The organism is Herbaspirillum robiniae (assembly GCF_002213415.1).
GTDB classification, from domain to species: Bacteria; Pseudomonadota; Gammaproteobacteria; order Burkholderiales; family Burkholderiaceae_D; genus Herbaspirillum; species Herbaspirillum robiniae.
In genome coordinates, this window is sequence record NZ_NJGU01000004.1 from 363,849 (window position 1) to 389,881 (window position 26,033).

Consider the following 26,033-nt stretch of genomic DNA (forward strand, 5'->3'; position numbering starts at 1 on the left):
CCGTCGGCATCGCGGTAGCGAAAAAAGCTCCCCGCGGGGAGCTTTTTTCATGGTCGCGCGGCGGCGGTGTTCATTCGTGAAAAGACGGGGGAAGCGGGGCGTGCCGCGAAGCATCAAAAGATGTTACACTTAATGCTAATCATTATCATTTGATGACCAGGAGAAAACCAAGATGATCGGTATCAAGAAACTCGCCGCCGCAGCAGTGCTGATGGCATGTACCGCCGGCACGGCCATGGCCGCCGAGTACCCCATCGGCAAGCCGCAGATCCAGAACGGCTTTGAAGTCAACGCCGTCTACCTGCAACCGGTCAAGATGGAGCCGGAAGGCATGATGCTCGACGCTGCGAAGTCCGACATCCACCTGGAAGCCGACATCCGCGCCGTGGCCAAGAACCCCAACGGTTTCGCCGAAGGCGACTGGATGCCTTACCTGGTCATCAAGTATGAACTGACCAAGGTCGGTTCCACCAAGAGCATCAAGGGCGACATGATGCCCATGGTCGCCAACGACGGCCCGCACTACGGCGACAACGTCAAGCTGGAAGGCCCGGGCAAGTACAAGCTGAAGCTGACCATCTCCTCGCCGCAAGCCAACGAGCATGCGCACTTCGGCCGCCACGTCGACAAGGAAACCGGCGTCGGCCCCTGGTTCAAGACTTTCGAACTGAGCTACGACTTCACCTTCGCCGGCATCGGCAAGAAGGGCGGCTACTGATCCGATGCGCCGGCATGAGGGCCTTGCGGCCCCGGCCGGCGCAGCATCGAGCCGCAACATGAACGCCGGCTGCCTGGAGCCTCAACTTCGGTGCAGCCGGTTTCCTTTTTCAGAGTTCCGGAGAGTCCATGTTCCTACGCAAAGCAAGTCTGGGCCTGGTTGCCGCCGTGCTGCTGGCGACCGCTGCACTGGCCTCGGCCGCCGACCTGCCGACCTTCAAGCTGGAGATGCAGGACGGCAAGCTGATCCCGCCGCGCATCGAAGTGCCGTCGGGCCAGCGCATCAAGATCGAGATCCACAACATCGGCAAGTCCGCCGCCGAGTTCGAGAGCATCGAGCTGCGCAAGGAGAAGGTGCTGGCGCCCGGCGCCCAGTCCTTCGTGGTGATCGCGCCGCTGCGTCCGGGCGAGTACAAGTTCTTCGACGACTTTCACCTGAACATGCCGCAAGGCGTGATCGTCGCCAAATAAGCGGGTGATTTGACCGGCGGCACAGGCCAGGCGCCGTGCCGCCCAAGCCGCACCGGACTGCGCCCGGATGCGGTGGCAAAGGAAGAAAAGGGGGCGGCAGCGCCGGGCCCCAAGCGCGGGACGCGAGGAGGGACTGCGTCGTCCGGGCCTGCTCCAGGCCGGAACGTATCGAACGAATCAAGCTTTGCAAGGGAAGGATTTCAATGGGACAAGTCATGTTCATCGTCTGGCGCGAGAGCGTCGAGGCGCTTCTGGTGGTCGGCATCCTGTATGCCTGGCTGAAGAACGGCGACGTCAGCGCGCGGCGCGGCCTGCCTTACCTGTGGAGCGGCGTGGTGGCCGGCGTGCTGCTGGCCGCCGCCCTGGGCGCTGCGCTGCTGGGCTTCTCCGAGCTGCTGTCGGGCGACGCCCAGACCTACTTCCAGATCGCCATCGTGCTGATCGCGGCGGTGCTGATCGTGCAGATGGTGTTCTGGATGCGCAAGCACGGCCGCACGCTCAAGAAAGACATGGAAAACAGCATGCAGGCCAGCGTGGAGCGGGGCAGCTGGTGGGGCGTGTTCTTCCTGGTGGCGCTGGCGATTGCGCGCGAGGGCAGCGAGACCGCGGTGTTCCTGTACGGCATCGGCCTGGGCCAGCAGGACGCCAGCACCGGCTCGCTGATCCTGGCCGGCGTGATCGGTTTCGGCCTGGCCTTCCTGACCTTCTACATCCTGCAGCTGGGCGGCAAGATCTTCTCCTGGCGCCGGTTCTTCCAGGTCACGGAAGTGATCCTGCTGCTGCTGGCGGCCGGCCTGCTGGTGACGGGCGTCGAGAAGCTCTTCGACGTGCTGCTGGAAAGCTCGGATGCGCTGGCTTCGGCCGACTGGACCATGACGCTGACCGCGCCGCTGTGGGACACCTCCGGCTTGCTGGACGACTCGACCACCCTGGGCAGCCTGATTTCCACGCTGACCGGCTACCGCGCCCGCCCGGCGCTGCTGTCGGTGATCGTCTATGTCGCCTATTGGGTTGTGGTATGCTCGGCGCTTTACCGCAAACCGAAGCAGAAGCCCCAGCCCAAGGGGCAAGAAGCAGTCTGAACACGCCATGAATACCTGTACGCAATCGCCGACCTTGCTCTCGCGTACGGGCGAATGGATGCGCCGCAACGGCGCATTCATCCGCACCCTGCAATGGGTCGTGGTAGCGGTATATGCCTTTCTGATCCTGGTGCCGGTGTTCCTGCCGCTGCCTGACGAAACCGCCCATCTCTGGTCCAACATCACGCTGATCGCGCAGTTTGCCTTCTGGGGCATCTGGTGGCCCTTCGTGCTGGTGAGCATGGTGCTGCTGGGGCGCGTCTGGTGCGGCGTACTGTGCCCCGAGGGCGCGCTGACCGAATTCGCCAGCAAGCATGGCCGGGGCCGCGCCATTCCCAAATGGATACGCTGGGGCGGCTGGCCGTTCGTGGCCTTCGCCCTGACCACGGTCTACGGCCAGATGGTCAGCGTCTACCAATACCCGAAGGCGGTGCTGCTGGTGCTGGGCGGCTCCACCGTGGGCGCCATGATCGTCGGCTACCTGTACGGGCGCGACAAGCGCGTCTGGTGCAAGTACCTGTGCCCGGTCAACGGCGTCTTCGGCCTGCTGGCCAAGCTGGCGCCGCTGCACTACAAGGTCAATGAGGACGCCTGGCGCGCCTCCTATCATCCCGAACACAAGATCATCCCCATCAATTGCGCGCCGCTGGTGCCGTTGCGCAACATGAAGGGCGCTTCCGACTGCCACATGTGCGGCCGCTGCGCCGGTCACCGCGACGCCATCGCGCTGACCTTCCGCCCGCCGGCGGTGGAAGTGGTCAAGTTCGGCAAGACCCAGAACAACCTGTGGGAAAGCGTGCTGGTGCTGTACGGCCTGCTGGGCATCGCCATCGGCGCCTTCCACTGGACTGCCAGCCCCTGGTTCATCACCGTCAAGCAGGAGATCGCCACCTGGCTGATCGACCGCGACATCATGTGGCCCTTCGGCACCCAGGCGCCGTGGTGGCTGCTGACCAACTATCCGCAACAGAGCGACGTCTTCACCTGGCTGGACGGCGCCATGGTGGTCGGTTACATCATGACCACCGGGCTGGTGCTGGGCACCGGCGTGGCGCTGATGTTTGCGCTGGCCACGCGCCTGCTGGGCAAATGGGAGTGGAGCCGCTTCAACCACCTGGTGCAGGCGCTGATCCCGCTGGCCGGCTGCGGCGTGTTCGTCGGCCTGTCGGCCACCACCATCAGCCTCTTGCGCGCCGAGCACTGGCCCGTGTACTGGGCCAACGACGTGCGCGCCACGCTGCTGTCGGCGATGACGCTGTGGAGCCTGTGGCTGGGCTGGAAGGTGATCGCGCGCCATACCGGCTCATGGACGCTGCGCGTGGCCGCGGTGCTGCCGGTCATCGGCGGCCTGGCGCTGGTCAACTATGCATGGCTGCTGATGTTTTGGCTGTGGTGACCGACGGCATCTGCGGCAGCTGCTGAAGCTGGCGAAACGACGAAGCGACGAAACGACGAAACGGCAGGCTCTCATCCGAGGCCTGCCGTTTTTTTTCGTCCGACCTGTCGCAGATCATGGCGCGCCGGTATGGCGCAGGTACAATCCGCCCCCTTTGTTTGTTTTCCAGTTCAGTCCTGAGGATTTCCATGAGCGCCTTGCCTTCCTGCCCCCAATGCCGGTCCGAGTTCACCTATGAAGATGCGGGCATGTTCGTCTGCCCGGAGTGCGCGCACGAGTGGAGCGCGCAGCAGGCCGTCGCCGCGGAAGCCGCCAGGGTCTGGCGCGACGCCTCGGGCAATGTCCTGCAGGATGGCGACACCGTCACCGTGATCAAGGATCTCAAGCTCAAGGGCGGCGGCGGTGTGGTCAAGATGGGCACCAAGGTCAAGAACATCCGCCTGGTTGACGGCGACCACGACATCGACTGCAAGATCGAGGGCTTCGGCTCCATGGGGCTCAAGACCGAGTTCGTCAAAAAAGTCTGACCGGTGGTCGCGCCCGGCGGGCGCACGCAGCCGCGAACGGCCGCAGCCGCTGCGCGAGTCACGTAGAATAGCGGGTTGCCGGCGGCATGAGGCCGTCCGGCGCCTTTTGAAAACAACGTACATCGCCATGGCCCGCCCGCGCTTCCTTCCCGATAACATGACCTTGCTGCTGATCGCCGTGGTGGCGACGGCCTCCGTATTTCCCTGCACCGGCGGCGTCGCCGAAGCCTTCGACTGGCTGACCACCTTCATGATCGGCCTGCTGTTCTTCATGCACGGCGCCAAGCTCTCGCGCGAGGCGGTGGTGGCGGGCTTCACCCACTGGAAGCTGCATGTCACGGTGCTGCTGTGCACCTTCGCCGTGTTCCCCCTGATCGGCCTGGCCCTGAAGCCGGTGCTGAGCTACTTCATCACGCCCGAGCTCTACCTCGGCCTGCTGTTCCTGTGCGTGCTGCCGTCCACCGTGCAGTCCTCGATCGCCTTCACCTCGGTGGCGCGCGGCAACGTGCCGGCGGCGATCTGCGCGGCCTCGGCCTCCAACCTGCTGGGCATCTTCCTGACGCCGCTTCTGGTGGGCGTGCTGGTGGTGGCGCACGGCGGGGCCGGGCATTCCTCGCTGGACTCCATCCTGAAGATCGTCTACCAGCTGCTGCTGCCGTTCGTCGCCGGCCAGATCGCGCGTCCGTGGATCGGCCGCTGGATCGAGCGCAACAAGTCCTGGCTCAAGTTCGTCGACCAGAGTTCCATCCTGCTGGTGGTCTACGTCGCCTTCAGCGAGGCGGTGGTGCAGGGCCTGTGGCACCAGGTGCCGGCCACCATGCTGGTGTCGGTACTGGTGATCAACGCGGTGCTGCTGGCGCTGATCATGTTCATCACCACCTGGGGCAGCCGCCGCATGGGCTTCAACAAGGAAGACGAGATCACCATCGTCTTCTGCGGCTCCAAGAAGAGCCTGGCCTCCGGCGTGCCGATGGCCAAGGTGCTGTTCGCCGGCGGCGCCATCGGCATGGTGCTGCTGCCGGTGATGCTGTTCCACCAGCTGCAGCTGATGGTGTGCGCGGTGCTGGCGCAGCGCTACGGCGCGCGCAGGGAAGAGGCGCAGGCCGCGGTGGCGACCGAAAGCGCGGGCGACTGACGCCGTGCCCAGTGCCCGCCCCAAATGAAAACCGGCCCGCAGGCCGGTTTTTTTACGCCGTTTCCTGCCCCGGTATGGGACTCAGGGCGCCGGGTTGGGCTGGTTCTTGTGGATCGCCTCGATGCCGGCGATGACGTCTTCCGAGAGCGTCACTTCCAGGCTGTCGATGTTGCTGCGCAGCTGCTCCATGGTGGTGGCGCCGATGATGTTGGAGCTCAGGAAGGGGCGGGTATTGACGTACGCCAGCGCCATCTGCGCCGGGTCCAGCCCGTGCTGCCTGGCCAGCGCCACGTACTCGGCGGTGGCGCGCTCGGCTTGCGGATTGGTGTAGCGCACGAAGCGCTCGAACAGCGTCAGGCGGCCCTCGGCCGGACGCGCGCCGTTCAGGTATTTCCCGCTGAGCATGCCGAAGGCCAGCGGCGAGTAGGCCAGCAGGCCGACCTGTTCGCGGTGCGCGAACTCGGCCAGGTTGATCTCGAACGTGCGGTTCAGCAGGCTGTACGGGTTCTGGATCGTGACCACGCGCTCCAGGCCATGCTGCTCGGCCGCGCGCAGGAACTGCGCCACGCCCCAGGAGGTTTCATTGGACAGGCCGATATAGCGGATCTTGCCGGCCTTCACGAACTCCGAGAGCACCTTCAGCGTTTCTTCGACAGGCACGGTGGTCTCGTCGGCGACATGCTGGTAGCCCAGCTGGCCGAAGCTGTTGACGCTGCGGTCCGGCCAGTGCAGTTGGTACAGGTCGACATGATCCAGCTGCAGGCGCTCCAGGCTGCCGTGCAGCGCGTCGGTCAAGCCCTTGCGGTCGAGGTCGTTGATGCCGCCGCGGATGTGGCGCGGGTTGTGCGGCTTGCGCGCGGGACCGGTGCATTTGGTGGCGATCAGCAGGCCGTCGCGCTTGCCGGACTTCTTCAGCCAGGTGCCGAGGTAGCGCTCGGTCAGGCCCTGGGTTTCGGCCTTGGGCGGCACCGGATACATCTCGGCGGCGTCGATCAGGTTGATGCCGCGCTCGACGGCGTAGTCGAGCTGGGAGTGGGCCTGGGCCTCGGTGTTTTGTTGGCCCCAGGTCATGGTGCCCAGGGTGATCAGGCTGACCTTGGCGTCGGTGCGGCCGAGTTGGCGATACTGCATGGTTTCTCCTTGTTGTTGTCGGCGCGGCGGCGCCAGGATGAGAGGGCAAGCCGGCCGCGGCGGGATCGGGTAGTATATCCGCGCCTGTCCTGCATTGCAGGGCGCGGCCGGCGCGGCGCAAGACCGTGTCCGAATACGCCGGAACCGCAGGCCGTATCAGGCCGCGGGCCCGGCAATACGCCATCCACCGCCGTCTTTACGCTTCACCGTTCCATGTCATCCACATCCTCTTCCGGCAGTACCGGGGCGGCCGCCGACGACAGTCAGCTGCTGCGCCACCACACCCCGTTCAAACTCTTCTGGTGCGCCAGCGTGGCCTCCACCATCGCGCTGCAAATGCAGATCGTGGCGGTCGGCTGGCAGGTCTACCAGCTCACCCACAGCGCCTTCGACCTGGGCATCGTCGGCCTGGTGCAGTTCATTCCTTCGCTGATCCTGGTGTTCGTGGTCGGCCACGTCGCCGACAAGCACGACCGCCGCAACGTCGCCCGCGTCAGCGCGCTGGTAGAGGCGCTGGCCGCCGCCACGCTGGCCCTGGGCAGCATGGGCGGCTGGCTCAACCGCGAGATCATCTTCGCCATCGTGTTCGTGATCGGCGCCGGACGGGCCTTCTCCAAGCCGACCATGTCGGCCATGCTGCCCAGCCTGATGCCCGCGGCGCTGCTGCCGCGCGCGGTGGCGGGATCGGCCTCGGCGACCCAGTTCGCCATCATCATCGGGCCGGCCGTGGGCGGCTTCCTCTACGTGGCCGGGCCGGCCGTGGTGTACGCCAGCAGCTGCGTGCTGTTCGCCGTCTGCAGCCTCTTGCTGAGCCTGATCAAGCGCCCGCCGCAGGCGCGCGCCGCGCAGGGCGGCAAGCCCACCGGCGCCAGCCTGTCGTCGGTGTTTGCGGGCCTGGCGTTCATCCGCAGCAAGCCTGCCATCTTCGGCGCCATCTCGCTGGACATGTTCGCGGTGCTGCTGGGCGGCGCCACGGCGCTGCTGCCGGTGTATGCGCACGACATCCTGCAGACCGGTTCGGCCGGACTCGGGCTGTTGCGTTCGGCGCCGGCGCTGGGGGCGCTGGCGGTGGCGCTGTTCCTGGCGCGCCGTCCGCTGCGCGGCCGGGTGGGGCGCACCATGTTCATCGCGGTGGGGGTGTTCGGGCTGGCCACCATCGTGTTCGGCCTGTCCCGCTCGTTCGCCTTGTCGCTGCTGGCGCTGGTGGCCCTGGGCGCCTCCGACATGATCAGCGTGGTGGTGCGCTCGTCCTTCGTGCAGCTGGAGACGCCCGACGAGATGCGCGGCCGCGTGTCGGCGGTCAATTCGGTCTTCATCGGCACCTCCAACCAGCTGGGCGAGTTCGAGTCGGGCCTCACCGCGGCCTGGTTCGGCGCGGTGCCGGCGGTGCTCATCGGCGGCATCGGCACCATCCTGATCGTGCTGCTGTGGATCCGGCTGTTCCCGGCGCTCTACAAGGTGGACCGGCTGGCGGCCAGGTAGTGGCGTGGCTCAGGCCCGGGCCGGCGGCGTCAGCGCTGCGCGCCGGCGCCCAGCTTGACGCGGATGCCCGGCAGGCTGCCGTATCCGGAGATGACCACCGGGCAGTTGACGATGATGCCGGTCTTCTCGATCTTCACTTCGCCGCCATCCTCGGCGGCGAGGATTTCCTCTTCCGACTTCAGCAGGCGCGGCGTCTTGCCGGCCTGCCAGATCACCTTGTGCACCTGCCACAGCGGCGAGTAGTTGGGATCGGCATTGCCGCTGCCGGTGGGATTGGGCAGCGAGGGCAGCACGCCACCCTGGCGGAAATTGGCGAAGGAGTAGATGCGTTCCACCGCGCTTTTCTGGCCGGGCGCGGCCGGCTGCGGCGCAATCGCGTTGGCCAGGCGCGGCACGTAGTTGGCGCCCATCTCGGCGGCGGCCTGCCGGTCCGACACATCGGTGGTCACGTAGCGCACCGGCTTGCCTTCGTACCAGCCGGAGATCAGCGGCAGCTCCACGGTGTCGGTGTTTTCCTGCGCGTGGACGGCGGGCGCGGCAGCCAGGCTTGCCGCGCACAGCAGCATGGCGCGCAGCAGGGGATGGGGCGATGAAAGCGGCATGATGGAAGTCCTCGCGTGATGTGGCCGCAAGTATTCCATGTTTCCCGGACCGGCGCCTTACAGCAGCTTGCCGCCGGCCTGCAGCAGCGGCGGGGCTTCTTCTTCCCTGGCCTGCGGCGCGTGCTGCTGCAGCAGCAGTTGCAGGAACTGCGCATAGGGCACCGGCTTGCTGAAGTAATAGCCCTGGTACTCGTCCGAGCCGAACTCGCGCAGCGCCTTCAGTTGCTTTTCCGTCTCCACGCCTTCGGTCACCACCTTCAGGTTCAGCGCGTGGCCCATGGCGATGATGGCCTGCACGATGGCGCTGCCGTTGGGGTCGTCGGGGATGTCGTTGATGAAGGACTTGTCGATCTTCAGCGTGTTCACCGGGAAGCGCTTGAGGTAGGCCAGCGACGAGTAGCCGGTGCCGAAGTCGTCGATGGAGATGGTGAAGCCCTCGGCGCGGATGCCGTCCATGATGGCGATGGCCTGGTCGCGGTTGTGCATGACCATGCTCTCGGTGATCTCGAACTCCAGGCAGGTGGGCGGCGTGCCGTGGCCTTCGACCACGCGCTTGATGTCTTCCAGCAGGTTCTCGTCGCCGAACTGGCTGCCGGTCAGGTTGATCGACACCCGGCCCAGTTCGAGGCCGCGCGCCAATACCTGGCCGACGTCGCGGCAGGCGATATCCAGCACCACCAGGCCGATCTGGTCGATCAGGCGGGTCTCTTCGGCCAGCGTGATGAATTCGCCCGGCGGCAGCAGGCCGCGCACCGGGTGCTGCCAGCGCACCAGCGCCTCGGCGCCGACGATGCGCCCGCTGGCCAGGTTGACCTTGGGCTGGTAATGCACCACGAACTCGCCGCGCTCGATGGCGCGCCGCAGTTCGGACTCCAGCGCGATGCGCTCCACGGTGTTGGTGTTGATCTCGTCGGAGAAGAAGCGGTAGTCGTCCTTGCCGTGGTGCTTGGCGCGATACATCGCGATGTCCGCGTTCTTGATCAGCGCCTGGGCGTTGTTGCCGTCGCCGGGGTAGGTGGCGATGCCGATGCTGGCCGACAGCGTGGCCTCCTGGCCGTCGATGATGAAGGGCTTGCGCGCCTCGGCCAGCAGCTTCTGCGCGATCTCGCCCAACTGCAGCGGATCGTCGAAGTCGTCCACCAGCACGATGAACTCGTCGCCGCCCACGCGCGCCAGGATGTCCAGCTCGCGCAGGCTGTTGCGGAAGCGCTGGGCGATCTCCTGCAGCACCGCCTCGCCGGTCTCGTGGCCGAAGGTGTCGTTGATGTTCTTGAAGCGGTCCAGGTCCATCAGGAACACCGCCACCATGCCGTCGCGGTGCTCGGCGTGGGTGATGGCGTTGGACACGTGCTGGGTGCACAGGAAGCGGTTGGGCAGCCCGGTCAGCTCGTCGTAATGCGCCAGGTGGCGGATGCGCTCGTCGGCGCGGCGGCTCTCGATGGCCACGCTGGCGAGGTCGGCGGCGATGTTGGCCAGCTGCAGGTATTCCGCGCTGGGCGCCTGGTTTTCCTTGAGCAGGGCCGAGAACACGCCCAGCAGTTGGCCTTCCTTGCCGATGATGGGCCAGGCGCCGCAGGAGGGGTAGATCTCGGCGTCGATCAGCGCGCGCAGATGCTCCATCACCGGGTCGTTGGCGATGTCGGTGACGATGCAGGGCGCGCGCCGCAGCGCCGCTTCCGCGCCCACGCCGTTGCCGTGGCGGATCGCCATGCCCTGCAGCAGGCGCACCACGCGCTCGGGATGGCGGTTCGACAGCACGGAGGTGAAGTGCGAAGCCTGGTCGTTCACCAGCAGGACGCTGCAGGCGCTGTAGGGGATCTGGGAGTCCGCGAAGCCGACGATCTCGGAGAGGATGGTGTCCAGGTCTTCGTCGGCCATGACCATGTGCAGCACGCGGTTCTGCTCGCTTTGCAGCAGTTCGGCGCGCTTGCGCCCGCTGATGTCGCGCAGGATGGCGAAGATGGCGTAGCCGCGGTCCAGCTCGGCGCGGTTGAGGGTGACGTCGGTATAGATGATCTTGTTGCGCCGGACCGTGACCCATTCAAACTGCTGCGGCTGGCCGGCCAGGGCGCGCGCGACCAGGTCGTCGATGTCGGGCTGCTCGATGTGCATCGACTTCTGGCGCGAGAACAGGCCGACCTTGCGACCGATGATGCGGTCCTTGTCGGGCACGCCGAAAAAGCGCACCGCCGCCGCGTTGCAGTCCAGGTAACGCAGGTCGGCCGAGATCAGCACGATGGGATCGTTGCCTTCTTCATACAGCTTGCGGTAGCGGTATTCGCTGACGGTCAGCGCGTTGTCCAGGCGGCGCTGGTAGCGGTAGTAGACCAGGAAGGAGATCAGCGCGATCAGGATGAAGCCGAGGATGCCGGTGGTCAGCAGGATGCGGTTCTCGGTGCGGCTGCGCCAGGGCGCCAGCACGTCGTCCATGCGGCGCGCATAGACCACCACCATCGGCCAGTCCTGCAGGCGCTTGTAGGTGAACAGCAGCTGTTCGCCGGTGAGGTGCGAGTTCTCCTCGAAGCCGCCTTCCTCCGGGCCGCTGCGGATGCGCGCCATGCTCCGGGCGTCGGCCATGCTGGTGTTGAGCCAGCGCTCCTCGAACGGCGAACGGATCATCATCGAACCGTCCTCGGTGCGCAGCGAGACGATCGCCTCGTAGTTGGTGATGCGTTTGTAGAAGTCGAAGAAGTGGGACGCCCGCAGTTCCGCCACCAGCATGCCGGCCGGTCGGGCCGAGCGGTCGTAGAGGTTCATCGCCACCGGCAGCACCAGCTCCTGGTTGGTGCGGCTGCGCATCAGGCGGCCGACGAACAGGCGCGGGCGCGCCGGGTTGCGGTCGACATACTTCAGGTTCTGGTCTTCGGGAATGCTGTCCTGGTCCAGCGGTCGCAGCGAACTGGCGCGCGAGACGCCGTTGCGGTCGACATAGCGCAGCGCCAGCACCGACTGATAGCGCTGCTTCTGCTGGTTGAGCAGCTGGTGCAGGGCCTGGTCGTCGTCCAGCACGGCCTGGTCGGTGTTATGGATGGCGTCGGATGCGCCGACCAGCATCGAGTCGACGTTGCGGAAGGCGCGTTCGGCGTGCTCCTGCACGCTGCGCACGGCCACCATTGAACTGGTTTTTTCGGATTCGATGGTCAGCAGCCGGTCCTGGCGGACTTCCCACCAGGTCTGGATGACGATGAACGAGCCGACAAACGCGACGAAGAGCAGAAGAGTCTTGAGGGTATAGCCCGCACGTCCGGCCGTTTTGTTCTGTTTTCCCATTTAGACGAATATCGCTAACACCTGTCCTGATACCTGGTCACCCGTTGCGCAGCGTTGGCTGCAACCCCTTTTTCGCGGCCCGCAGCGCCGGCCGCCTGCCGCGGCAAACCGCGGCGTTTCCGTTGCCTTGCGCCAGGCCCGCGCGAGCTTGCGCGACCGGCGGGCACAGGCAAGCGCTGCCGACATGCTGGCAGCAATTGCTTACGCACAAGTTACGTTGGCGCTACCAATTCGCAGTAAGTGAATTGGCAGTATGCCACCATCCGTTCAATCCGATTGTTTTTGTTGGTGTTTATTTAACGGACAGTTCTGCGTCTGCCTGTCCTGCGTTCGCATCCGGTTTTGCCGCCAGCCTGAGCTGCCGGACCGGTCCGAACGGTTCCGTTGCCGGGACGGTGTTTCCACACCGCATTGATGCCGCCTCGCATGCTGCGGAGATCCTGCGCATGCATGACGACTGCCGCATCCGGAGCCGGTTGCAGCGCGCCCCCGTGTAACGGCCCGATTCCGGAAACCTTTAGCGTCGATTGCCTCCCATGCAGCAAAAAAACGTAATTTCACGTGCTTCGCGGATACGTGCTGGCTGATACTTTTGTTTCTTTGAACCTTACCGCATGCCGTGGTCTTTGTCATTATCGCCGCACGGGAAAGGTCCCGTTTCAAGCGATTTCATGTCGGCCGGAAAGATTTTCACCGCCGGCATGCCGAGCGGGCGTCGGTATGTTTGCCTTGGCAGTGCGATAATACGGCCGGTTTCGCGCGAACATCCAGCGTTTTCCGGCGTTCCGCCCGCGCAACGCTGCGGCGCTCGCAACGCCGGAGGGTAAAACGCCATGCGGCACCGCGTTTCGCCGGTTCGCGCACGCATTCATTCCAGCACATTGGCAAAGGACAATCCCTATGAAGACAAGAGCAGCAGTGGCATGGCCGGCAGGCAAGCCCTTGACCATCGCGGACATGGAAATGGACAGTCGCAACGCCGCGGGCGTTTTCTCCGCCGTACCCGGCCTTGAGAAGCGCGGGCAGTCGCTTTGCCCGGCGGTGGCGTTCTGATGGAGGACAATCTCATGCTGGAAACCCTCAGCGAGCACGGCTGCTTCGGCGGCGTCCAGGGCTACTATCGCCATGAACCGGCCGAGATCGGCCTGCCGATGCGCTTTTCGGTGTTCGTCCCGCCGCAGGCCGCAGCCGGCGCCAAGCTGCCGGTACTGTTCTACCTGGCCGGCCTGACCTGCACCGAAGAGACCTTCATGATCAAGGGCGGCGCGCAGCGCGTGGCGGCCGAACTGGGCATCATCCTGGTGGCGCCGGACACCAGCCCGCGCGGCGCCGGCATCGAAGGCGAGAGCGACAGCTGGGACTTCGGCGTGGGCGCCGGCTTCTATGTCGACGCCACCGCCGCGCCGTGGGAGAAGAACTACCGCATGTATTCCTATGTGGTGCACGGCCTGCGCCAGACCATCCTGCGCGAGTTCCCGGCCGATCCGCAGCGCATCGGCATCTTCGGCCATTCGATGGGCGGCCACGGCGCGCTGGTGCTGGCGCTGCGCAACCGCGACATCTACCGCTCGGTCTCGGCCTTCGCGCCGATCGCCGCGCCCGGCAAATGCCCGTGGGGCCACAAGGCCTTCGGCAACTACCTGGGCGAAGATCGCCAGGCATGGAAGCAGTACGACGCCAGCGAGCTGATGCGCGGCCTGCGTTCGCCCTATCCGCAGGGCATCCTGGTGGACCAGGGGCTGGCCGACAAATTCGTGGCGGAGCAACTGCTGCCGGAGGAATTCGAAGCCGCTTGCAAGGCCGCCTCGCAGCCGCTGACCCTGCGTCGTCACGAGGGATATGACCACGGTTATTACTTCATCTCCACCTTCATGGAAGATCATCTGCGCTTCCATCACCAGGTGCTGGTGGGCTAGGCATACGCCGCACCAAAGAAAAAGCGCCGGTCTGCGAAGACCGGCGCTTTTTTCATTGCCGCGGAGAATGCTGCGCTTCAGTGTGCGGCCGAAGCCTCCGCCGCGCCGGCGCCGCCCTTGGAGGGCTTGATGATCCAGATCAGCGGGATGATCACCAGGAAGATCACCGCCGACACATAGAAGATGTCGTTGATGCCCAGCATCGCCGCCTGGAAGGTGATGGTGCGCTCCACCATGCCGGCCGTCTGCTCCTGGTTCAGGCCCAGCAGGCTGCTGATGTTGCTGAAGGTCTGCTGCAGCCAGGGGCTGTAGGGCGTGGCATGTTCGGTCAGCTGCGCGTGGTGCATGATGGTGCGGTTGTTCCACGCGGTGGTCGAGATCGAGGTGCCCACCGCGCCGCAGAACACGCGCACGAAGGACGACAGGCCGGCCGCCGCCGGAATGCGTTCGGGCGGCAGGCCCGAGAGCAGCAGCACCGTCAGCGGCACGAAGAACATCGCCGTCGGGATGCCTTGCAGCAGGGTCGGTGCGATCACCGTCCACTGGTCGACATCGAGGTTGTAGCGCGAGCGCAGCCAGAACACCAGGGCGAAGCCGATGAACGACGCCGTGGCCACCTTGCGCGCATCGACCATCGGCAGGAAGCGCCCGATCAGCGGCATCAGGATCACCGCGAAGATGCCGATGGGCGCGGTCGACAGTCCCGAGTCGATCGAGCGGTAGCCCAGATACTGCTGCAGCCACTGCGGCAGGATCACCAGGTTGCCGAAGAACACGCCGTAACCGATCGAGATGGCGATGGTGCCGCCGGCGAAGTTGCGCCGGCCGAACAGGCGCAGATCCACCACCGGGTGGTCGTTGTTGAGTTCCCACACCACGAAGTAGGCGAAGGCGACCGCCGCGATGATGCCCAGCGTGACGATGGTGGGCGAGGAGAACCAGTCCAGGTCCTTGCCCTTGTCGAGCATGATCTGGAAGGCCGCCACCCAGGTCACCAGCAGCGCCAGGCCGATCTTGTCGATGGGCAGCTTGTGCGTGGGCGTCTCGCGCGAGCGGTAGATGGCCAGCGTGACGCCGGCGGCGATCAGGCCCACCGGCACGTTGATGTAGAAGATCCACGGCCAGGTGTAGCTGTCGGTGATCCAGCCGCCCAGCGCGGGACCTGCGACCGGCGCCACCACCGCCGTCATGCCCCATAGCGCGAGCGCGAACGAGGCTTTGGACTTGGGATAGGCGCCCAGCAGCAGAGACTGCGACAGCGGCACCATGGGGCCGGCCACCAGGCCTTGCAGCACGCGCGCGGCCAGCAGGATGGGCAGGGTGGGCGCCAGGCCGCACAGCCACGATGCGATCACGAACAGCAGCACCGAGGTGACGAACAGGCGCACCGCGCCCAGGCGCTGGGTGAGCCAGCCGGTCAGCGGGATGGAGATGGCGTTGGCGGCGGCAAACGAGGTGATGACCCAGGTGCCCTCGTCGACGGAGACGCCGAGGTTGCCCGAGATGGTGGGGATGGCCACGTTCGCGATCGACGAGTCGAGCACGTTCATGAACACCGCCAGCGACACCGACAGCGTGCCCAGCACCAGGTTGGCGCCGGTCAGCGGCGGTGGCGGCGCATATGGAGTTGCGGGAGTGTTGGCCATAAAAATACCAGTCGTATCAGATCAGGCGCGGGCCCGATCAGGTATGCGGCACCGCTGTCGGAGCGGCTGCCTTTTTCTTCTGCTGGGGCAGGCCGCTGGCGTTGTCGCTGATGATGCGCTCGACGATGGCGTCGGCCTGCTTGCCCAGGTCTTCATAGACGCTGGTCTGGTAGTCGGTCTGCACCGCTTCGAGCTGCTTGCCGTCGCCGTGGATGTCCACGGTGGCGGTGGTCGACAGGCCGATGCGCAGCGGATGCGCGCGCACCTGCTCCGGATCCAGCGCGATGCGCACCGGCACGCGCTGCACCACCTTGATCCAGTTGCCGGTGGCGTTCTGCGCGGGCAGCAACGAGAAGGCGCCGCCGGTGCCGGCCGAGAAGCCGATGATGGTGCCCTTGTACTTCACGTCCGAGCCGTAGACGTCGGCCACCACTTCAACCGGCTGGCCGATGCGGATGTGCTTCAACTGGCCTTCCTTGAAGTTGGCGTCGATCCAGATCTGCTCCAGCGGCACGATGGCCATCAGCGGATTGCCGGCGGCGATGCGCTGGCCGACCTGCACCGAGCGCTTGGAAACGAAGCCCGACACCGGCGCCACGATGTTGACGCGGGCGTAGTTCAGGTAGGCGTTGCGCACGGCGGTGGCGGCCTGCAGCACGTTGGGGTGCTCGGTGACGCTGGTGTGGTCGGTCAGCGCGCGGTTGGCGGCGGCGGCGGCGCGGGTCTGGTCGAGTGCGGCGGTGGCGCTCTTGAGTGCATCGCGCGCATGCGAGACGTCTTCCTGCGACACCGCGCCGACCGACAGGCCGGCCTGGCGGCGCTGCATGTCGTCCTTGGCGCGCGCCAGGTTGGATTCGGCGGCGGCCACGTTGGCGGCCAGCGTGTCGTTGTTCAGGAACAGCTGGCGGGTCTGGCGCACGGCCTGGGCCAGCGCGGCCTCGGCTTGCGACAGCGCCAGTTTGGTATCGGCCGAATCCAGTGTCACCAGCTGCTGGCCGGCCTTGACGATCTGGGTGTCGTCGGCCTTGATCGAGGTCACGGTGCCGCCGACCTGGGCCGAGATCTGCACGATGTTGCCGCCGACGTAGGCGTCGTCGGTTTCTTCGAAGAAGCGGCCGTGCAGGAACCAGTACAGGAAGCAGCCGACTGCGATGACCAGCAGGATCAGCGTCAGCAGGAACAGCTGGCGCTTGCGCTTGCCGTTTCCGTTGGTCTTGCCGTTGGCGTTTTGGGTGGGAGCGCCCGGGGCGTTCTGGGTAGTGCTGTCACTCATGGATTACTCCGTTTGATTTTTTCGTAAGCGATTGCCGGGCCGCGCCGCCATTGGCCGGCGGTGCGGCGCGCCTGCCGCCGGCCGGATGGGATGAGAGTCCGGCGGCAGGCTGGTCATTGATAGGGTCAAGGTTGTCTGGGAGCGTCGCCGCCGGCCGGAGCGTTCAGCGCCAGGCCGGCCTGGCGGTCATCGAAGCCGCCGCCCAGCGCCTTATACAGCGCCACCTGCTGGTCGCGTCGCGCAGCTTCCAGGCTGACCATGGCCTGGCGCTGGGCCAGCACCGCGGTCTCGGCCGAAAGCAGCGTCAGCTGCGACACCAGGCCGATGCGATAGCGCTCGCCGGCCAGCTTGTAGGCGCGCTCGGCCGCTTCCAGCGCCTCGCGCCGGATCGGCAGCTGGCGCTCGGTCGAGTTGATCGAGGCGATCTGGCGCGCGACGTCGGCATAGGCGTCGTTGAGCGTCTTGTTGTAGGTCGCCACGGCCAGGTCGTAGTTGGCGTACTCGCCCTTCAGGCCGGCGCGCAGCGCGCCGCCCTCGAAGATCGGCAGCGAGATCGCCGGGCCGAAGGCGATGGTCTTGCTGGCGGCGGTGAACGGGTTGTTGTTGAGCAGCGTGTCGAAGCCGATCATCGCCGACAGGTTGATGTCGGGATAGAAGCGCGCCTTGGCTACGTCGATGCCGTGGCTGGCCGCTTCCACCTGCCAGCGCGCGGCCACGATGTCGGGGCGGCGGCCCAGGAGGTTCAGCGGCAGGTCGGCCGGCAGGTCCGGCGTGGCCAGCTTGCGCATCTGCGGCGCGGCCAGCTGCAGGCCGCGGTCAGGGCCCTTGCCGGTCAGCGCGCCCAGCTGCTGGCGGGTCAGCAGGATCTGGCCTTCGCTTTGTTCCAGCTGGGCGCGCGCGTCGGCGCTGCTGCTGCGCGACTGGTTGCGTTCGATCTGGGTATCCAGGCCGGTGCGCACGCGGTCGGCGGTGATCTTCTGCAGCGACTCGCGCTGGTCCACGGTGCGCTGGAGGATGTCATGCAGCGCGTACTGCGCGGCCAGCTGGCTGTAGGCCGAGACGATGGACGTGGTCAGCGCCAGGCGCGCTTCCTGCTCGCCGGCTTCGGCCGCTTTTTCGTTGGAGATGGCCTGCGCCAGCGCCGCATGGTTCTTGTTCCACAGGTCCAGTTCGTAGCCGATGTTGATGCCGGCCTTCTTCTCGTTGAACCAATTGCCGCCGTAGGGCTCCGGATAGATGGTGGTGTTGGAGAACTGGTTGCGGATCACCGAGGCTTCGGCGCTCACGTTGGGCAGCAGCGGCGCGCCGCGGGCTTCGGCCATGGCGCCGGCCGCGGCGATGCGCGCCTGCGCCTGCTGCAGGTTGGGGCTGGAGGCCAGCGCCTCCTCGATCAGGGCGGAGAGCTGGGCGTCGCCGAACTGGCGGACCCAGTCGCTGCCGGGCCATTGGCCGGCATTCTGCTGCTGCGGATTCGACAAACTGCGTTGCGTGGCAAAATCGGATGCCTGGGCCAGCTTCTTGTCGCTGCCGATACCGCTGAAGCTGGCGCAGCCCGACAGCCCCAAGAGGCCGATCATGGCGGCGACGGCGGCGATCGCCCGCGGCCGTAGGGCGGGCGATGTGATGCGTTTCATAGAATTCTCCACGGTGAAATTTTTGGCGATGCGAGTTCTTTTGCGATCTCTTCTGACGGTTTCGTCTCGCCTGGCGGAGCGTGGCAGGATCGGGCGCTATGGCAGGCGGGGAGGGGGTCTCCGGGGGCCTACAACTATTTACGCGAGTCCGCTGCAGAATGCTGGCGAGTAAAAACTCATTTTTGTATTATACTCTGAGATACGAACAATAACTCATGTTGCGAATTCGCGTCGGAGACCGGCGAATTCATCACTGAAGCTGAAAATGAAACTGCAACCCCGTAAAGAACCCCGCCAGGCACGTTCGCGTGCGATGGTCGACACCATTCTCGACGCCATGTCGCGCGTGCTCGTGGAGCGCGGCTACGCCAAGACCAACACCAACCTGGTGGCCGAATCGGCCGGCATCAGCGTCGGTTCGCTGTACCAGTACTTCCCCAACAAGGATGCGCTGATCTTCGCCCTGCGCGAGCGCCACGTCACGCGCATGCTGGCGCTGTTCGAAGACGTCGCCGCCCATATCGACGGCGCCGGTTCGCTGCAGACCGACTTCGAGGCGCTCATCGATGCGCTGGTGGCGGCCCACCTGGTCGAGCCGGAACTGAACCGCATCCTGGAAGAGGAATTCCCCGCCTATAACCTGCCGGTCTCGACCGAGATCCGCCAGCGCTTCTTCGACGCCATCCGCGGCGTGCTGGAAAAGCATCGCGGCAGCGTCACCGTGCCCGACCTGGATGTGGCGACCTTCGTGCTGCAGCGCATGCTCAAGGCGCTGATCAATGCGGTGGTGCTGACCGGCCCCGGCGGCCTGTCGCCCGGCAGCGTGCGCCCGGAGATCCTGCCCGCGGTGATCGGCTACCTGACAGCTCCGCGCAAGGATTCGGCGGCATAATCACGCCATGCGTCCGGCGCGGGGAGAAAAAACCGATGCCGCGGCAACTGGCAACTCAGAAACTTCCTTATTTCATTTCCTGCGGCCTGCCGTATAGTGGACGGAATTTCTTGTCGGACGCACAAAAAGCGCACCGGCCAACCGTCATCCACCTACATCGATCATGCGGGAAACAATCAACGCCCTGTCCAGGGCCGCAGTAACGGCAATGCTGCTGGGGGCAGCGCTGGCATGCGCGCAGGCCAGGGCGGCCGTCGCGGTGGAAGTGCTGGACGCCGCCGGCCAGCCGGTGCCCAACGCCGTGGTCTACGCCGAGCCGGTGGGCGCCGTTGCGCCGTCCAAGCCGCCGCGCCAGACCGAGATCGAGCAAAAGAACAAGACCTTCTTCCCGCTGGTGACCGTGGTGCAGACCGGCACGCCTATCCTGTTTCCCAACCACGACACGGTGCGCCACCACGTCTATTCGTTTTCCCCGGCCAAGACCTTCGAGCTGAAGCTGTATTCGGGCACGCCCGGCAGCCCGGTGGTGTTCGACAAGCCGGGCACCGTGGTGCTGGGTTGCAACATCCATGACCAGATGGTGGCTTACGTGCAGGTGGTCAACACGCCGTATTTCGGCGTCACCGACCGCAACGGCGCGGTGAAGCTGGAAGGCCTGGGCAACGGCAAGTACACGCTCAAGGCCTGGTATTTCACGATGGCGCAGAACCAGGCGGCCATAGAGCAGCCCCTGCAGGTGCAGGCGGGCGACGCCAAGGCATCGGTGAAACTGAACGTCAAGGCGGTGCCGCTGTAAGCCGGCGCCTTTCCACCCACACATCGAATCAACCTAGGGAAGCGGGGCTCCGGTGCGGTTATATCGTCTGGAAAGCAAGATCGTTGCGCTGTTCATCATCCTGATCGTGGTGGTGCAGCTGGCCGGCTTCGCCGCCATCCGCAAGGCCATCGACAGCAACGCCCGCAATTCCATCACCGACGAGCTGGTGATCGGCCAGCGCGTGTTCGTGCGCCTGCTCGACCAGAACGCCCAGAAACTCACGCAGGGCGCGCGCCTGCTGGCCTCCGACTTCGGTTTCCGCCAGGCCATCGGCACCGACGACCGCGATACCATCAACTCGGTGCTGGCCAACCACGGCGCCCGCATCGGCGCGTCGATGGCGATGCTGATCGGCACCGACGGTCAGATCCGCGCCTCCACCCTCGAATACCCCGACACCGACCTGCAGCGCAGCAGCCTCGAACTGATCCGCAAGCCGGAAGCCGAGAACGGCGCCGCCGACAACGTCATCGTCGGCGACAGCATGTTCCAGATCGTGGCGGTGCCGATCAAGGCGCCGGTCACCATCGCCTGGGTCGTGATGGGCTTCCCGGTCGACCGCCAGCTCATTGCCGACATGCGCGCGCTGTCCTCGTTGCAGGTGTCGATCCTGGTCAGCAACCGCGGCGGCGCCGGCTGGGCGGCGGACGTCTCGACGCTGTCGCCGGACGCCTCGGCGATGCTGTCGCAGGAAATCCATGCGCCGTCGATGAAGAGCGAGAGCATCTCCGACCTGCAGATCTACGGCAACGAATACCGCGCGCGGATGCTGCCGCTGGCGCGTTCCTCCAGCGGCCAGGAGGCGGTGGCGGTGCTGCAGCGCTCGATCAGCGAAGCGGTGGCGCCGTATCACCGCTTGCAGGTGATCCTGCTGACCATCAGCATCGTCGGCGTGTTGATCGCGGCGCTGGCCAGCGCCGTCATGGCGCGCCGCATCACCAGTCCGTTGCGCGAGCTGGCCGACGTGGCCAAGCGCCTGGGCGCCGGCGACTACAGCGAAGGGGTGCAGATCCGCCGCCAGGACGAGATTGGCCGGCTGGCCGGCGCCTTTGAAACCATGCGTTCGGAGATCGCCACCCGTGAGCTCAAGATCAGCCGCCTGGCGTACCAGGACCAGCTGACCGACCTGCCCAACCGGGTGCAGTTCGCCGATCTGCTCAAGGACGCCATTGCCGCCGCGCGCGCCGTGCCGCGCGGCACCTGCCATATCCTGATGATGGACCTGGATCGCTTCCAGCAGGTCAACGACGTGCTGGGCCACAGCTTCGGCGACGACTTGCTGCGCCAGGTGGCGCGGCGCCTGGCCGACCAGCTGCGCCATCCGGACGCCAAGGTGGCGCGCCTGGGCGGCGACGAATTCGCCATCCTGCTGCCCGGCGCCGACCTCGACGAGGCGCTGGCGCAGGCCATGCGCATCCTGCGCGCGCTGGAGCATCCGCTGTCGCTGCAGGAGCAGACCGTGGACCTGGGCGCGGGCATCGGCATCGCCGGCTTCCCGCTGCACGGCCAGAGCAGCGACGAGCTGCTGAGCCGCGCCGAGGTGGCGATGTACACCGCCAAGCGCAAGGGCAGCGGGGTGGTGGTCTACGATCCCGCCATCGACAAGACCAGCCAGGAAAGCCTGTCGCTGCTCTCCGAGCTGCGCCGGGCGCTTGAGCGCGACGAGTTCATGCTGTACCTGCAGCCCAAGCTGGACCTGGCCTCCGGTGAGGTGATCGGGGCCGAGGCGCTGGTGCGCTGGGTGCATCCGGAGAAAGGCTTCATCGGGCCGGACAACTTCATTCCCTTCGCCGAGACCACCGGTTTCGTGCGCATGCTGACCACCTGCATGCTGGAGAAGGTGGCGCGCCTGTGCAGCGAGCTGCAGACCCGGGGGACCTATCTCAAGTTCTCGGTCAATCTTTCCGCGCGCGATCTGATGGACCAGGAGCTGCCGGCCACCTTCGGCGCCATCCTCAACCGTTACATGCTGTCGCCGACGGCCATCTGCCTCGAGATCACCGAGAGCGCCATCATGGACGATCCGGCGCGCGCGCAGAACACGCTCGACCGCCTCTCGCGCATGGGGTTTGCGCTGGGCATCGACGATTTCGGCACCGGCTATTCCTCGCTGGCCTATCTGAAGAGCCTGCCGGTGGACGAGTTGAAGATCGACAAGTCCTTCGTCATGAAGATGGAGCAGGACCAGGACGACGCCAAGATCGTGCGCTCCACCGTCGACCTCGGCCACAACCTCGGCCTGCGCGTGGTGGCCGAAGGCGTCGAGAGCGAGGCGGTATGGTTCCTGTTGCGCCAGATGGGCTGCGACCAGGGGCAGGGATATTTCATGGGCAAGCCGATGCCGGTCGACCGTTTCCTGGAATGGCTGCAGAGCTGGCGCGCGCCGGCCATGCTGGACCAGTCGGAGAACGTGGCGGTCTGAGCTTCGGCGGCGACGACAAGACATAGTGGTTTGTGGGGGTAGTGCGGGCGGCGCATCCGGGGGGGATGCCATGCCGCCGGCGCTGAGCGCCGCAGCGATGCGGCCAGTCAAAGGGGTGAGGATGAAAAGCTTGAAACAGGCAAGCCGCACGGCGCTGCTCGCCGGCATGGCCCTGGCCGTGCCGCTGGCGCCGGCGATGGCGCAGATGACGGCAACGCAGCAGGAGGCGTGGGCCGCGTCACAGGAAAAGAAGGCGGAGCAGGCGCTGCAGGGCGCCAGGACCGATCCGGCCGAACCGCCGCAGCGCGACCGCTGGGCGCCGGACATGGGCAAGCTCACCGCCACCGGCGGCGTGATCCAGGTCGAAGGCGCCGGCGGCGGCGGGCTGACGCCGTGGGCGCTGATCACCGGCTACGGCACGCGCGACAGCTACGGCGCCAGCGCGCATTACACCTACGTCGCCACCCAGGACTACAAGCTGAAGTCCTACGGCGTGGCCGTCGGCATCATGGACCGCGTCGAACTCTCGGCCGCCAAGCAGGAGTTCTACGGCAGCCTGGCGCCGCTCAACAACCTCAGGATCACCCAGGACATCTTCGGCGTGAAGCTCAAGGTGGCCGGCGACGCCGTCTACAACCAGGACCAGTGGCTGCCGCAGATTTCGGTGGGAGCCATGTTCAAGCGCAACAACGGCATCGGCGGCCTGGGCGCGGTGACCAGCGTCAAGCAGCTGGGCGCGGCCAGCGACGCCGGCATCGATTACTACGTCTCGGCCACCAAGCTGTTCCTGGAGCAGAGCATCCTGCTCAACGGCACGGTGCGCCTGACCAAGGCCAACCAGATGGGCATCCTCGGTTTCGGCGGCGACAAGAACGACCGCTACCAGCCCATGGGCGAGTTCTCGGCGGCCTACCTGATCAACCGCAAGCTCGCCATCGGCGCGGAATACCGCATGAAGCCGCGCAACCTGACGGCCGACAACGAGAAGGACTACTACGACGCCTTCGTGGCCTGGTTCCCCAGCAAGAACCTGTCGGTCACGCTGGCTTACGTGTCGCTGGGCGACATCACCATCTACAACCCCAAGCGGCAGGACGGCGTCTACCTGTCGCTGCAGGCCGGATTCTGAGGAGGCCGCCATGACCGCACGCAATTTCCCGATCCGCCGCGGCGCGCTGGCGGCGCTGGGCCTGATGCTGGGCCTGATCCTGCCGGCCGCCGGGTTCGCCCAGATCAGCCCGGAAGCCGCCGGCACGGCCGCCGTGGCGCCGGCCAGGACGGCCGATCCCAGCCTGTTCAAGGACCTCGGCGGCTTGCCGGTGATCGAACGCGTGGTGAGCGACTTCGTCGCCGCCATGCTGGCCGACGAGCGCATCAAACACACCTTCGCCGGCACCAACCTGCAGCGCCTGGACAAGATGCTGGTCGAGCAGTTCTGCCAGATCAGCGGCGGCGGCTGCGCCTATACGGGCGACGCGATGAAGGAAGTCCACCAGGGGCTGAAGCTGACCAATGCGCATTTCAATGCGCTGGTGGAAGACCTGCAGCTCGCCATGGACAAGAACGGCATCCCGTCGCGCACCCAGAACCGCCTGCTGGCGTTGCTGGCGCCGATGCAGCGCGATACGGTCACCCGCTGAAGGGCGCGGGGCAGCCGCAAGAAATATTTTCCGGCAACGGGAATAATCCGGGAGCAGGGCGCGTATACCTCGGCATGGGTAAGGCAAACCGCGCAACCCTGCCAAGAAAGGAAATGACATGAGACTGCTCGCAACCTCCCTTTTTGCCCTGGCCTGTGCCGGCGCATCGTTCTCCGCAGCGGCCCAGAGCGCCGGCGTCAAGGCCATGGACGGCGTGCTGGTCGATGCCAAGGGCATGACCGTCTACACCTTCGACAAGGACACCGCCAACAGCGGCAAGAGCGCCTGCAACGGCCCCTGCGCCAAGCTGTGGCCGCCGGTCGCGCCGATGGGCATGCCCGCCGCGCCGTATTCCACCGTCACCCGCGATGACGGCAGCGCCCAGCTGGCCTACCAGGGCAAGCCGCTGTACCTGTATGAGCAGGACAAGAAGCCGGGCGACCGCGCCGGCGACAACTTCAAGGACATCTGGCACGTGGTCAAGCAATAAGGCCGACTGGGACCGCCCGCCATGTTCGGACGCAAGGCCAGGCAGGAACAGGCGCGGCAGGCCGACGAGCAGCTGATGCTCGCCTGCCTGCCGCGGCTGCGCCGCTACGCCCGCGCCCTGGTGGGCGACCGCAATGCCGCCGACGACCTGGTGCAGGACACGCTGGAGCGCGGCTGGCAGAAGCTCGACAGCTGGCAGCGCGGCAGCGACATGCGGCCGTGGTTGTTTGCCATCATGCATAACCTGCATGTGGACCAGCGCCGCCGGCCGGTGCTGGCGACCGTCGACCTGGAGGAGGCCGAGGCCATGGCGGCCCATGCGATGCCGGCCGACCGCAGCGTGGCGCTGGACCTGGAGGCGGCGCTGCGGCTGTTGCCCGCCGAGCAGCGCGAGATCCTGCTGCTGGTGGTGCTGGAAGAAATGCGTTACGAAGAAGTGGCGGCGACCCTGGGCATCCCGGTGGGCACCGTCATGTCGCGCCTGTCGCGCGGCCGTGAGCGGTTGCGGCTGCTGATGGAAGGCGGCAAGGGCGCAAGGCCCGATCCCGCCGGCAGCGGGGCAGCCTCGTTGAAGGTGGTGAAATGAATACTCCGGCAATCAGCGAAACCGATCTGCACGCCTACGTCGACGGCAGGCTGCCGCCCGCGCGCGCGCAGGAGGTGGCCGCCTGGCTGGAGCGGGAGCCGGCCAACGTGGAAGCGCTGGAACGCGTGCGCGCCTGGCGCGCGCAGAACCAGGGGCTGCATGCCCTGTTCGATGATGTGATGGAAGAGCCGGTTCCGCCGCGCCTGGCCGCTTTCGCGGTCTCGGCCGAACGTCGCCGGCCGGACAGCCGCGGCCGTATCCGGACGATAGAGACGACAGAGCCGGCGGCCAACGCCGGCTGGTGGCGCAATGCGTCGCGTTATGCGGCCATGCTGCTGCTGGCGGTGGCCGGCGGTATCGGCGGCTGGGTCCTGCACGGCGCCGCCGAGGAAGGCGCCATGCAATGGCTGCCCGGGTTGCGCTCGCAGATGGTGGCGGTGGCGCCGATCACGCTGGCGCGCCAGGCGGCGGTGGCGCATAACGTCTACAGTCCGGACCTGCGCCGTCCGGTGGAAGTCGGGGCCGACCAGGAGCAGGCGCTGGTCACCTGGCTGTCGCGCCGCATCGGCGCCAATGTGCGCGCGCCCAAGCTGGCGCCGCTGGGTTACGACCTGATCGGCGGACGTCTCCTGCCGGGGCAGAGCGGGCCGGTGGCGCAGTTCATGTACCAGGACGCCGGCGGCCAGCGGCTGACGCTGTACGTGTCGCGCGACCAGGTGCAAAGCCAGGGGACGGGTTTCCGTTTCGCCCAGGAGGGCAAGGTCAACGTGTTCTACTGGATCGACGGGCAGTTCGGCTATGCGCTCTCGGGCGGCATCCCGAGGAACGAACTCTCGCGCATCGCCAGCTCGGTCTACGAGCAGCTGGAGCCGGTGCCGCGCCCGGCCAACTGAGCCGGGGCGCCG

24 protein-coding genes are annotated in these 26,033 nt (G+C 66.3%); 17 read left to right on the forward strand and 7 right to left on the reverse strand.

Translation table 11 applies throughout. The annotated features are described in order from the left end of the window. The first annotated feature begins 172 nt into the window (after window positions 1-172). The 4 genes from CEJ42_RS08310 (at window position 173) to CEJ42_RS08325 (ending at window position 3,666) form a co-directional block, all read left to right on the forward strand. On the forward strand, window positions 173-718 hold the full coding sequence (locus tag CEJ42_RS08310; protein WP_079214656.1) for an iron transporter: 546 nt from the start codon (window positions 173-175) through the stop codon (window positions 716-718). Between the two features lie 128 nt (window positions 719-846). Then, window positions 847-1,188 (forward strand): cupredoxin domain-containing protein, encoded by a 342-nt coding sequence (locus CEJ42_RS08315; RefSeq protein ID WP_079214657.1) that lies wholly within the window; start codon window positions 847-849, stop codon window positions 1,186-1,188. A gap of 203 nt (window positions 1,189-1,391) precedes the next feature. Continuing rightward, complete coding sequence (locus CEJ42_RS08320; RefSeq protein WP_088750606.1) at window positions 1,392-2,270, forward strand: FTR1 family iron permease; 879 nt, start codon at window positions 1,392-1,394, stop codon at window positions 2,268-2,270. A 7-nt stretch (window positions 2,271-2,277) separates the two neighbouring features. Beyond that, entirely contained in the window at window positions 2,278-3,666 is a 1,389-nt protein-coding gene (locus CEJ42_RS08325) for a 4Fe-4S binding protein (protein ID WP_420809763.1), read from the forward strand. Here CEJ42_RS08325 and CEJ42_RS24450 read toward each other — a convergent pair. Next, entirely contained in the window at window positions 3,629-3,856 is a 228-nt protein-coding gene (locus tag CEJ42_RS24450) for a hypothetical protein (protein ID WP_129587688.1), read from the reverse strand. The genes CEJ42_RS08325 and CEJ42_RS24450 overlap by 38 nt on opposite strands. Here CEJ42_RS24450 and CEJ42_RS08330 point away from each other — a divergent pair. Together CEJ42_RS08330 and CEJ42_RS08335 are read left to right on the forward strand one after the other, a co-directional pair. Further along, window positions 3,855-4,193 (forward strand): zinc ribbon domain-containing protein YjdM, encoded by a 339-nt coding sequence (locus CEJ42_RS08330; protein WP_088750607.1) that lies wholly within the window; start codon window positions 3,855-3,857, stop codon window positions 4,191-4,193. The genes CEJ42_RS24450 and CEJ42_RS08330 overlap by 2 nt on opposite strands. A 127-nt stretch (window positions 4,194-4,320) precedes the next feature. Then, window positions 4,321-5,328, forward strand: a complete 1,008-nt coding sequence (locus tag CEJ42_RS08335; RefSeq protein ID WP_079214661.1) for a bile acid:sodium symporter family protein — start codon at window positions 4,321-4,323, stop codon at window positions 5,326-5,328. An 81-nt stretch (window positions 5,329-5,409) separates the two neighbouring features. Here CEJ42_RS08335 and CEJ42_RS08340 read toward each other — a convergent pair whose 3' ends face one another. Further along, on the reverse strand, window positions 5,410-6,459 hold the full coding sequence (locus CEJ42_RS08340; protein ID WP_088750608.1) for an NADP(H)-dependent aldo-keto reductase: 1,050 nt from the start codon (window positions 6,457-6,459) through the stop codon (window positions 5,410-5,412). Window positions 6,460-6,672: 213 nt separating this feature from the next. Here CEJ42_RS08340 and CEJ42_RS08345 point away from each other — a divergent pair, with 213 nt between their 5' ends. Continuing rightward, a complete protein-coding gene (locus CEJ42_RS08345) occupies window positions 6,673-7,941 on the forward strand; it encodes an MFS transporter (protein ID WP_079214663.1) in 1,269 nt (422 codons plus the stop codon). Between the two features lie 29 nt (window positions 7,942-7,970). Here CEJ42_RS08345 and CEJ42_RS08350 read toward each other — a convergent pair whose 3' ends face one another. Together CEJ42_RS08350 and CEJ42_RS08355 are read right to left on the reverse strand one after the other, a co-directional pair. Further along, window positions 7,971-8,543, reverse strand: coding sequence for a DUF7482 domain-containing protein (locus CEJ42_RS08350; RefSeq protein ID WP_207760402.1), 573 nt, complete (start codon window positions 8,541-8,543; stop codon window positions 7,971-7,973). 57 nt (window positions 8,544-8,600) lie between these two features. After that, window positions 8,601-11,813 carry an EAL domain-containing protein gene (locus CEJ42_RS08355; RefSeq protein ID WP_079214664.1) on the reverse strand — a complete coding sequence of 1,071 codons (3,213 nt, stop codon included), beginning with the start codon at window positions 11,811-11,813 and terminating at the stop codon, window positions 8,601-8,603. A gap of 900 nt (window positions 11,814-12,713) precedes the next feature. Between CEJ42_RS08355 and CEJ42_RS25155 the strand changes: the two genes are divergently transcribed. Then, window positions 12,714-12,866 carry a hypothetical protein gene (locus CEJ42_RS25155; protein WP_207760403.1) on the forward strand — a complete coding sequence of 51 codons (153 nt, stop codon included), beginning with the start codon at window positions 12,714-12,716 and terminating at the stop codon, window positions 12,864-12,866. A gap of 14 nt (window positions 12,867-12,880) precedes the next feature. Continuing rightward, window positions 12,881-13,729, forward strand: coding sequence for an S-formylglutathione hydrolase (gene fghA / locus CEJ42_RS08360; protein ID WP_088750755.1), 849 nt, complete (start codon window positions 12,881-12,883; stop codon window positions 13,727-13,729). 77 nt (window positions 13,730-13,806) lie between these two features. Here fghA and CEJ42_RS08365 read toward each other — a convergent pair whose 3' ends face one another. From CEJ42_RS08365 to CEJ42_RS08375, 3 genes are all read right to left on the reverse strand, one after another. Then, complete coding sequence (locus CEJ42_RS08365) at window positions 13,807-15,375, reverse strand: DHA2 family efflux MFS transporter permease subunit (protein WP_079214665.1); 1,569 nt, start codon at window positions 15,373-15,375, stop codon at window positions 13,807-13,809. A 37-nt stretch (window positions 15,376-15,412) separates the two neighbouring features. After that, on the reverse strand, window positions 15,413-16,648 hold the full coding sequence (locus CEJ42_RS08370) for an HlyD/EmrA/EmrK family protein (RefSeq protein ID WP_088750609.1): 1,236 nt from the start codon (window positions 16,646-16,648) through the stop codon (window positions 15,413-15,415). Window positions 16,649-16,773: 125 nt separating this feature from the next. After that, window positions 16,774-18,282 carry an efflux transporter outer membrane subunit gene (locus CEJ42_RS08375; RefSeq protein ID WP_088750610.1) on the reverse strand — a complete coding sequence of 503 codons (1,509 nt, stop codon included), beginning with the start codon at window positions 18,280-18,282 and terminating at the stop codon, window positions 16,774-16,776. Window positions 18,283-18,547: 265 nt separating this feature from the next. Between CEJ42_RS08375 and CEJ42_RS08380 the strand changes: the two genes are divergently transcribed. The 8 genes from CEJ42_RS08380 to CEJ42_RS08415 all read left to right on the forward strand — a co-directional run bounded on the left by CEJ42_RS08380 (window position 18,548) and on the right by CEJ42_RS08415 (window position 26,021). Further along, window positions 18,548-19,174, forward strand: coding sequence for a TetR/AcrR family transcriptional regulator (locus CEJ42_RS08380; protein WP_079214668.1), 627 nt, complete (start codon window positions 18,548-18,550; stop codon window positions 19,172-19,174). A 208-nt stretch (window positions 19,175-19,382) separates the two neighbouring features. After that, on the forward strand, window positions 19,383-19,970 hold the full coding sequence (locus CEJ42_RS08385) for a methylamine utilization protein (RefSeq protein WP_088750611.1): 588 nt from the start codon (window positions 19,383-19,385) through the stop codon (window positions 19,968-19,970). Between the two features lie 52 nt (window positions 19,971-20,022). Continuing rightward, window positions 20,023-22,413, forward strand: a complete 2,391-nt coding sequence (locus tag CEJ42_RS08390) for a putative bifunctional diguanylate cyclase/phosphodiesterase (RefSeq protein WP_079214670.1) — start codon at window positions 20,023-20,025, stop codon at window positions 22,411-22,413. Between the two features lie 121 nt (window positions 22,414-22,534). Beyond that, a complete protein-coding gene (locus tag CEJ42_RS08395) occupies window positions 22,535-23,542 on the forward strand; it encodes a DUF3034 family protein (protein ID WP_088750612.1) in 1,008 nt (335 codons plus the stop codon). Window positions 23,543-23,552: 10 nt separating this feature from the next. After that, window positions 23,553-24,053: a group I truncated hemoglobin gene (locus tag CEJ42_RS08400; RefSeq protein WP_243397821.1), complete on the forward strand. Its 501-nt coding sequence runs from the start codon at window positions 23,553-23,555 to the stop codon at window positions 24,051-24,053. A 118-nt stretch (window positions 24,054-24,171) separates the two neighbouring features. Then, window positions 24,172-24,543, forward strand: a complete 372-nt coding sequence (locus CEJ42_RS08405) for a COG4315 family predicted lipoprotein (protein ID WP_079214673.1) — start codon at window positions 24,172-24,174, stop codon at window positions 24,541-24,543. Between the two features lie 21 nt (window positions 24,544-24,564). Further along, on the forward strand, window positions 24,565-25,128 hold the full coding sequence (locus tag CEJ42_RS08410) for an RNA polymerase sigma factor (RefSeq protein ID WP_079214674.1): 564 nt from the start codon (window positions 24,565-24,567) through the stop codon (window positions 25,126-25,128). Then, window positions 25,125-26,021, forward strand: coding sequence for an anti-sigma factor family protein (locus CEJ42_RS08415; RefSeq protein WP_088750613.1), 897 nt, complete (start codon window positions 25,125-25,127; stop codon window positions 26,019-26,021). Before CEJ42_RS08410 ends, CEJ42_RS08415 begins: the two co-directional genes overlap by 4 nt. Window positions 26,022-26,033: the final 12 nt, after the last annotated feature.